Annotated in this window: 11 protein-coding genes and 1 pseudogene; 1 reads left to right on the top strand and 11 read right to left on the bottom strand. The window is 47.4% G+C overall.

Annotation, left to right across the window (positions count from 1 at the left end; all coding sequences use genetic code 11):
- Positions 1-40 precede the first annotated feature (40 nt).
- The 9 genes from RDN93_RS21005 to RDN93_RS20965 form a co-directional block, all read right to left on the bottom strand.
- Positions 41-262, bottom strand: a complete 222-nt coding sequence (locus RDN93_RS21005) for an RNA polymerase subunit sigma (RefSeq protein WP_117741854.1) — start codon at positions 260-262, stop codon at positions 41-43.
- Positions 243-905 (bottom strand): hypothetical protein, encoded by a 663-nt coding sequence (locus RDN93_RS21000; protein ID WP_308747288.1) that lies wholly within the window; start codon positions 903-905, stop codon positions 243-245. Before RDN93_RS21000 ends, RDN93_RS21005 begins: the two co-directional genes overlap by 20 nt.
- The gene (locus RDN93_RS20995) at positions 874-1,131 is read right to left on the bottom strand and encodes a hypothetical protein (protein ID WP_308747287.1); all 258 of its coding nucleotides are present in this window, start codon (positions 1,129-1,131) and stop codon (positions 874-876) included. Before RDN93_RS20995 ends, RDN93_RS21000 begins: the two co-directional genes overlap by 32 nt.
- Entirely contained in the window at positions 1,128-2,009 is an 882-nt protein-coding gene (locus RDN93_RS20990) for an AAA family ATPase (protein ID WP_117700136.1), read from the bottom strand. The genes RDN93_RS20995 and RDN93_RS20990 overlap by 4 nt, the downstream gene beginning before the upstream one ends.
- A gap of 36 nt (positions 2,010-2,045) precedes the next feature.
- A complete protein-coding gene (locus tag RDN93_RS20985) occupies positions 2,046-4,151 on the bottom strand; it encodes a hypothetical protein (RefSeq protein ID WP_308747286.1) in 2,106 nt (701 codons plus the stop codon).
- Between the two features lie 11 nt (positions 4,152-4,162).
- The gene (locus tag RDN93_RS20980) at positions 4,163-4,543 is read right to left on the bottom strand and encodes a hypothetical protein (protein WP_007758937.1); all 381 of its coding nucleotides are present in this window, start codon (positions 4,541-4,543) and stop codon (positions 4,163-4,165) included.
- 61 nt (positions 4,544-4,604) lie between these two features.
- Positions 4,605-4,871: a hypothetical protein gene (locus RDN93_RS20975; protein WP_007751507.1), complete on the bottom strand. Its 267-nt coding sequence runs from the start codon at positions 4,869-4,871 to the stop codon at positions 4,605-4,607.
- Positions 4,872-5,030: 159 nt separating this feature from the next.
- A complete protein-coding gene (locus RDN93_RS20970) occupies positions 5,031-5,423 on the bottom strand; it encodes a hypothetical protein (protein ID WP_007751501.1) in 393 nt (130 codons plus the stop codon).
- 21 nt (positions 5,424-5,444) lie between these two features.
- Entirely contained in the window at positions 5,445-5,660 is a 216-nt protein-coding gene (locus RDN93_RS20965; protein WP_007751500.1) for a hypothetical protein, read from the bottom strand.
- A gap of 115 nt (positions 5,661-5,775) precedes the next feature.
- Here RDN93_RS20965 and RDN93_RS20960 point away from each other — a divergent pair, with 115 nt between their 5' ends.
- The gene (locus RDN93_RS20960; RefSeq protein WP_007758935.1) at positions 5,776-6,480 is read left to right on the top strand and encodes a helix-turn-helix transcriptional regulator; all 705 of its coding nucleotides are present in this window, start codon (positions 5,776-5,778) and stop codon (positions 6,478-6,480) included.
- Between the two features lie 408 nt (positions 6,481-6,888).
- Here RDN93_RS20960 and RDN93_RS20955 read toward each other — a convergent pair whose 3' ends face one another.
- Complete coding sequence (locus RDN93_RS20955; RefSeq protein ID WP_007751495.1) at positions 6,889-7,131, bottom strand: hypothetical protein; 243 nt, start codon at positions 7,129-7,131, stop codon at positions 6,889-6,891.
- Between the two features lie 394 nt (positions 7,132-7,525).
- Positions 7,526-7,795, bottom strand: a pseudogene (locus RDN93_RS20950) (hypothetical protein); the annotation flags it as partial.
- Between the last annotated feature and the right edge of the window lie 14 nt (positions 7,796-7,809).

The raw sequence follows: 7,809 nt of genomic DNA, 5'->3' as shown, positions 1-7,809 counted from the left end.
CCGCAGATGCAGCACACTTTCTTTTCTTCTTTCTTTTCCATCACTTCAAATCTTTAATGTTTATTTGGCAGGACGGATGCCATACCTGGATATTCCGGGCAAACATCACATCCCTGGTTTCTATCACTACGTGTCCCTTTGTCTTGGCCCTGCGCAGACGGAGGTCGCTTTGTATGTTACGCTCTACCCAATCGTCCACCACGGCCTCCGCCTCCTGTCCTTTCAGGAGTATCTGGTACAGCTTATTCTCCCATTCCATCATTCAAATAATCCTCTATATTATCGTCCTTCAATGTTTTGGCAGCACCTTCTTCCCATATCACGTAGGGTTCACCGGGCTTTTCCATAAAGCGGCTTTTGCACCAGGCTTTGAAACAGCTTACCATGATTTTCACATCGGCATCATATTCCACCTTGCGGGCGCTTCTACCTGCCGGATGAAGTCCCTCGGCATGGCTGATGAAGATAAACAGTTTCTTGGGATGACGTTCCTTGAACTCCTTGTAGGTCTTGTAGTTCAAGCCGCTGTATTGGAAGCTGTCGATAATCACGATGCCGGGACTGCCCCGGCGCTGCAGACGTTCCTCCAGCTGGTCCATCGACTCGCGGTCAAGGATAACCAACCGCTTGCGCACTTCGTCCATCTTATGCCGTTTCAGGCTCATTTGGAACGCAAGGCCAGTGCTTTCTTCCAGGCTGTCATAGATGACACGTCCGAAGCCGCACAGGTACTTGGCCAACTGCATCACAAAGCTGCTCTTTCCGTTCCCGCTGGCACCCCAGATAATCCACACGCCGCTTTTGGCAGGGTTGCCTATCGAGGCTTGCCAATCCCCGGTAAACTCATACCGGGGTATTTTCATATTCAGCACCTCACCGGGGCTGTAGGCTCTCTTCAGTTTCACGGCTACCCCCTTTCAATTCTTCAATAAGAGCATCAGCATACTCCACAGCAAGTCCGGCAACTTGTTTTATAGACATTATACCTGATGAATTGCTTCTTACTACCGGAAGCATGCTTTTGGCAATTTCATATCTGCGCTGTTCCCAGTCTATCTCATTCGCTTTTCTCATCTCGCGATGGATACCGATAACAGCATCCATCGCTTGCATTTCTATCTTGCTTATCATGCCTGCACCCTCCTTAATTTTTCGATTTCGGTATATACGCGCCGCAAGCCGCCTCCGGTGCTGTGAACAATCTTGGCAATGTCGGCACCGTCCGGGGCATTGATTTTGGCCACGATGGCAGCCTGTGCCTTCAGGAACTTTTCGCGTTCCTGCGCATCGTCCGGGGTCACCTTGCTGTAGGAGTCACCGTAGCGGCTCAACATTTCGGTATAGCCCACCTTCTTGCCTTCGATGGCACGGTTGATCTTCTCTTTCAATCCGTCGGCACCCATCATATACCAGGCACAGCAGCGTTCGGTGGCATTCCACAGGGCCTTCAGTTCCAAAAAGGCTTCATACTGCAGGTCGCCGGCTTCGTCCAGGATAACCAGAGGCGTATCAATCGTGCGCAGGTAGGCCACCAGGTCTTCATATACGTCGCTGTAGCGTCCGTTGCTGGTCACGCCGAATTCCTTGGCAATGTAGCGTATTAGCTTCAACTTGGTCTTTACCTGGCTGCAGTCCACATATACGGCGTGCTTGTGCTGTTTCACATAAGCTTTGGCCGTAAAAGTCTTGCCGATATTGGGCATATCGCACAGGATGGCGCTCAGACCGCTGCCCTGGCACACTTCCAGCTGCTTGCTCACAAATACGTAGGTCGGGGTCTGGGCTGCCAGCCAGGGCATTTCCGTACGCAGTTGCACGCCCAGTCTTCGGGCTATGCCTACCCAGTTGGCATCACTGACCTGCTTTTCATAATTGCCCCGCTTGATGGCATTGTACACGCTGGGGGCTATGCCCAGTGCCGTGGCATGGCGGTTGTCACTGGGATAATTTTCACGGTCGGCGGCTATCGCTGCCACAATACGTTGCTTTACTTCATTTGTTATTTCCATTTGAATGCTGTTTTAAATTCGTTCTAACGTCGTTAATTATATCTTGGCTACTGCATCATGCTCGAAGGCACTGATGTCCATATAGGCTGAGTAATCTTCTTCCTCGGCTTGTGCAGGAAGGGGAACGGCTTCCGCCTGTACCTCTGTTATCAGCTTTGCTTCCTCTTTGGCAAGGATGCCCACACGCTTGATCTTGCCGTCCTTCATCATCTTGTCGAATTGAGCTACATACTTGGACTGTTCGGTATAGGCTGCCTTGTCGTACTCGGTCTGCTCGGCTGTATTCTCATTGTAACGGGCTACGGGCTTGCAGGTGGCGATATATCGTCCGTTCTGGTAGATATATACCTCGTTGATGGTTCCGTCGGCATCGGGCAGATAATAGGCATCTACCTTGTAGTTCCTCGGCTCCAGCTTTTCGATGATTTCTGGGCTGGGCAGTCCGTATTGGTTGTACATCACCGTGCAGTAGGTGTTCTGCCGGATGGTTGTTTCGGTGTGCTGTCCGATGAACCGGTAAAGAACGGCCTTGTCCCAAGGTGCAAGGTTCGGGTTCTGATGGGCGCAAAGCACATCCCAACGGCTCATGCCCGGATAGCGCTTTTGGTTGGGGTGAGGCTGTGCGTTGAAGGTCTCAATGGCGCGTATATCATCGGCTACCAGTTCTTCATAACTATAGGTCTTCACCTTGTAGGTGTTGTTCTTTTCGTCATACACCTTTTCTTCCTTCGGGCGGTTGGCCTCCAGCTTGGCATACCATCGGCCGATACCTACCTGCGTGCGTTTCTCCACACCGTATTTCTTTTCGCGGTTCTTGTGCTCGGCACGTTTTTCACGCGAGTTCCCGGGGTTACACCAGCGGATCAGGGGGAAGACGGTACCGGCTTGCATCAATCCGTCGGCAAAGTCGCTTACCAGGTGGTGTTCCACTTCTAACTCGGCGGGGATATACATGCCGTTCCGGTCCAGGGTCTGGAACATGTTTCGCATGCAGTCTAAAAATAACTCGGTAGTCTTGTACCGGTTGTAGGCATATCCCACTACAGCACCGCTCACCACATCGTAGGCATAATAGGCTTTCACTCGGTTGCCATCCTTCATTGGGCGCGGCAGGTCGCGGTCGTCAAGAGAAACCTTACTCAAGGAATATTCACCGATGCTGCGCAGATGATAAGGACGGTAGGCATTGTTGAAATCCCATTGGCTCATGTGCAGCTTACCGCGAAGGGCCTTGTTCTTGGGGTTGTTCAGGTAGTTGGCTACTGTGGCCGGGCTCAATACCAGCGGATTTCCATCCTTGTCGGTAAAGTCTGCCGGATTCAACACCTCGCCGGTTTCGGGGTCATATAGCTCCAGTTCTCCTTGCACAAATAGATTGTACTGTTCCCACACGGTGGTATTGAAGGGCTGCTCCGGTTGGGCATCGATGCTCAGCAGCAGGCGTTCAATGTCATAGGTCACTTTCCGGCGGTTCTGGTTCATGAACTTGCGGCTGATAAGGCTTTCATAGCCGTTGGCCTTGAAGTCATTCACACGCTTCTTGAAGCGGTTGGAACTGACAGGCAAGGTATGTCCGAACTCTGCTTGGTAGTAACTGATGGCTCCTGCCAGTTCGCCCCAGTTCACCGGCCCGGCCTTCATGGCCTTTCGCATAAACGTGGCATCCTCCATGGCACGCATCACTGCCTCAATTACCGAAGCGTTTACCGTATATTCTTGGATGTGTTCCGGTGGCAGTGCATCTCCGTTGTCAAAACGGAACCGGGTGTAAAATTCCCGGGCTTTCGCATCGATGTGGTAATGGCTGCCGAGCCAGTTTCTTATTACGTCTTCTTTCATATCTCCGTATTTTAGTTTTATCCTTTCCTGAAACCGTAGGGGCATGGTGGCTATTTCTACCAAAACGTAACCTCCCAGACCTCTTCCGGATCGAACTACATTGATTTTCTCCTTTGCCGCTAACTTCTTGTAATTGGGTATCGACATGATGGGAGCAAGTTCTTCTTCGGAAAGAGTGGAAGGATGAACTCCTTTCAGCGTGCGGCTTCTGCTGTAGTCTGCCTTTCCGTCCACCATCACCGGTCGGTCATCGTAAGTCAGGTCATTGTAGGATATGCACAATATCTTTCCATAATACTCCATTTCATTTCTATTTATAAGGCAGATGCCATCTGTTGGGTCTCGTGCTGCAGCTGCATGAAATCCGATACAAATTCACATTGGTAGGTTTCAGTCCGTTTTCCGTCCACGTACACATCCACATCATTGGTCTTTCTGTGGACCACGAGTTTTACACGGGGACCGAAAGTGCAGGTCATGGTCTTCTCGCACTCCTCGAAGGTGGTTTCGCAGTTCGGGATGAAGTTCCCGTCAGTCAGTTTGCCGCCTCGCTTCAGGGCAAGAGTGCGTATCCGGCGCGCCTGATCGCTGTCACGGACAAAATTCAGTGCTTGCCACACAGCCTGACGGCTGCATCCGAATGTCTTCATCAAGAAGGTCTTGGTCTCGTTATCTGTCAAAATCTGCTTTCTCATATCGTCATACTTTTTAATCGTTATCGTTCGTTCAAAGGTTTTCAACGGCTTCCGCTATTTCCTAATCACCCGTCAGTATTTCATGAAGGCGTGTCCCTTTCTGCAGTTCTTCGACCAGCACCTGCATCGCTTCCTCACACACACAGCTCACATTCTCTATCACCCGGTAGGCATCCGAGTTGCTTATCTCATCCTCCGTCATGAATTGTCCAGCCAGCTCCATCGCCTGGTCGGCAATATTCTGCGTATGTGCCGTACTGCCTATCATCGTGCGCAACTTCTGTTTGAACAGACTCTCTGCTGTTCTCGGATTGAAATTCTTTGCCATAACTCTAAATTTTAAAAGTTTATATCGTGGGGCGCGGGGAATCGAACCCCGACGGCTTTCTACGCTTTCTTATTTCGATTTCTCATTTTCGATTTACCAACTCTCCGGCCGTGCCTGCCGCCCCTGCCCGTCTTTCCGGGCTGCCAGTTATCCGGCAATCTATTTGCCTTGTTCTTCTATCATCGAAAGGACAACCATCCTGTCTTCATCCCAAAGCGGAAGCCCCAATTCAATGGTCCGTTTCACCACTTCCATCTCACCGACCAGCCCTACCGCTTCTTTGCGGAAATCGGTATCGTCATACGCATGCGCCTTTCCAATCAGGAAGTCGGTCAGGTTGCCGATAACTTCCTTTTGCCGTTCACATTTCATCTCATAGTTCAGCACCCGTACATGGACATCGCGGATAATCCGGCTGTCCCCATGTTTCTTGAAATCTTTGCAGAACTCATCCTTGTTCATCGAAGTGTTCAGATAAACCGCATGGATGTAATCAAAATCCTCTGCTGTAGGGGTTATCCCCGTCCGTTCCATAAATTCTTGCTGTGTCATAAACTCACTTATTTTATTGTATTATTCTGCATCTTCAATTTTGAAAGAAAAGCACTTATCCGCCAATACTCTTTTTACAAAGTCTAAGTCGTATCTATCAGCTGAAAAGAAAACTGCCTGATAATCTACACTGGGATAAGCCTTGATTGCTGTTGTATCTACCATCTTCTTGACCAGTCCGTAAAGAGCTTCGGCGGTCTCGGCTGTTGCTTGAGCTATAATTACTTTTGCTTTCATTTTCTTTAATCCTTAAAATTCGCTAATCACACGCCTTTTTTGTATATTTGGCGCGCTGTTTACATCTTAAACACGCTGCAAATATATAGAATTATTTCAATACATCAAACTAAATATGGAAGAAAATCAATATAAGGATATGAATTTTATAGAAAGACTTCAATATTTCATGGAGAAAAAGGGCATAAATGACAATCAAATGACTGTTAATGCCGGTCTTTCTGTTGGACTTATTGGGAAAGCAAAGGTGTCTGGCAAAGGCATGAGCTCAATGAATATTGAAAAAATTCTATTAGCCTATCCGGAATTATCTGCCGATTGGTTACTTACTGGTGCAGGAAGCATGTTGAAAGATGATTTGAACGGCATTAAAACAATAGACGAAGCAAATTCTTCGACTCTGCCTACCACATCTATGAACCCATCCATCGGTACACCATACTACGATGTGGACTTTATCGGGGGCTTTGATGAAGTGTTTAATTCACAGGTAAACATACCTGCCACCAACATTGTAATAAGGGGATTCGAAAAAGCCAGCCTTTGGTGCAATGTCACCGGGCACTCCATGGAACCCAAAATAAACCATGGCGACATCATTGCCCTGCACCAATGCACACTCAACGACATCCAATATGGCGAAATCTATGCAGTGGTGTTGGATACCATCCGCACCATTAAAATCCTCCGCAGGTCGCCGGATCCGGACAAGCTGCGCTTCATCCCCATCAACACCAATGACTACGATGAACAGGAATTCGACAAATCACGCATCATCAATGTCTTTGAAGTAATCGGAAGTATCAGCAAGTTCTTCTAAGTGGTACACGCATGCCTCCTACAGAAGGCTAAAAAAGGACGCACGCACACACTTTTGAAGGAATTTACCTGAAGCAAACTCGTAAATACACTGTAAATCAAAGGATTTATTTTATTATAATAAGGTATATCACACAAACAAGTGTCGTTTTTCCTCTCTGAAAACAGAGAAAAACGGCACTTGCTTTCATTTATAACATAGTTTCCTATTTCGGGCGTACCCTCTGAGAACTGAAAAAGTAACCCCTAAAGTAACCCCTAACTTAAAGAAGTAGTAACCCCTAACAGTAACCCCAATAGTAACCCCTAACCAAATAAAACCAACCGTAGGGGCATAAAAAAAGGGAGCCATAAGCTCCCCAATCAGCATTCAAAGAAATAACGCCTACAAGCCTTTCTAACGGCGCTATTATATCGTTCTAACCATTCCCTTACTACCACCCGAGATGAGCGTAGATTGCTTAATTATAGCCTTTTTCGTGCATATTGTGCCGTTACCAGACAGCCCGGCATGAAGCAGGTAATTCTTGGTTGCCCCCACCTGATCTGCCGTCAGAACCGTATAAACAGCCGATATACTGCTGAAATACCAATCTTTCTGCTTCGTCCCGTCTATTTTATGCAGCAAATGCACATGAATCACTTTTGCCATATTCGTTTCTATTATGCTGCAAATATACTAAATAATGCTTATTTGGAAGAATTTTAAGGCACTATATTTAAAAATAGGCACAAAAAAACGGCCACACAGCCGTTCACACCATCATATAACAAAATCCATCAACCCAGCCATAAAACGGCCACACAGCCGAAAATAAAACCCTTCCAGGCCGTTTTAGCCCCATCTGCAAGCCCGATGTAAAGCAATCCCCCGAATATCCGAAGAAAAGCCCCTCAAACGTAAAGCAGATGTAAGCCCATGTAAAGAGAAAAACCGCTTCGAAATATTCAGCCCATTTTCCCGATCATGCCTAAACCCTTTGGTTTTCAAAATCTTTCGCCCATTTTTCCCGACCATTGAAAAACCCGCTTCGTTCTATGCCCCATACCCGGCGATTAAGATTTAGATTCTTGCTATTTATAAAAAAGCTGAATCCGGATTCACGCTCAATCCTGTGCAGCACTTCTTCTATTGCGCAATCGTTTACTTGCAAAGTAATAGAAGTCTTTTGTGCATATCCGTCTGACGCATATGCTAATCCAACAGAACAAATCAAAAGTATAAACAGTAATTTCATAGTCAATGATATTTCTTTAAAGGTTCGTTCAAAGGACTTTAATCCTCCAAGAAATTGGACGATACAATAATTTTGCATAAATTTGTAACGAG

Origin of the sequence: uncultured Bacteroides sp., assembly GCF_902491285.1 — a bacterium.
GTDB lineage: Bacteria > Bacteroidota > Bacteroidia > Bacteroidales > Bacteroidaceae > Bacteroides.
The sequence above is the reverse complement of the archived record's forward strand: the minus strand, read 5'-3'. Positions and strand labels throughout refer to the sequence as shown.